The sequence below is a fragment of the Streptomyces sp. AC627_RSS907 genome (genome assembly GCF_019049165.1).
Genome location: NZ_JAGMUE010001102.1, coordinates 1 through 644 on the forward strand (window position 1 = coordinate 1; position 644 = coordinate 644).

At 73.3% G+C, this 644-nt stretch carries 1 protein-coding gene; it reads left to right on the top strand.

The genetic code is table 11. The features are described from left to right. Window positions 1–177: 177 nt before the first annotated feature. Window positions 178–644, top strand: a 467-nt coding sequence (locus KUM32_RS40510) for a hypothetical protein (RefSeq protein ID WP_217146684.1), incomplete at its 3' end; no start/stop codon positions are given.

Below are 644 nucleotides of genomic sequence, written 5' to 3' on the forward strand. Positions count from 1 at the left end.
CGCTAGCGCCGACCAGGGACGCGCCGCCACCGTCGGCTTCCTAACCTGGCCCGACGAGGGGGCGCCATGACGTGTCCGCACTGCCAGGCGAGGCTGTTGCGCGAGGAGCGGCCGGGCAGCACGTGCTCCCGTTGCCAGCGCGCGTTCGCTCTGGACCCCAAGGTGCACGGGCGGGGCATGAACGACCTGCGCATCCGGCGCCGGGCCCAGCAGGTCACCCAGGACGGGCGGCTCAAGGTGACCCTCACCCAGTTCTGGTACCTGACGCACACGGGCAACCACTACTCGGAGGCGCGGCTGCCCAGCGGCAAGCCGCGCCGGTACGTCTGGCTGCTGGTGGCGCCGGTGCTCGCCGGGATCATCGCGGGCACGCTCGCGCTCCCCGTGCAGCCCGGCCTCAAGTGGTGGCTGGCCGCGATGGCGTGCCTGTTCGTGTGCGGCATGGCGGCCAAAGCCCAGGACTCGTACACGCCGGCCCGCTCCGCGTGGGCGAGCGTCGAGCCCTCGTACGCCTCGTTCCGCGCGATGATGCGCGGCCGGTGGACGCAGGTGTACGGCGCGCTGCCGACCGGGATCGTGGACGACGAGCTGTACGTCGCCCCGGCGCGGCCGGCGATCGTGCCGCGGGTCGCGTTGCTCTGCTC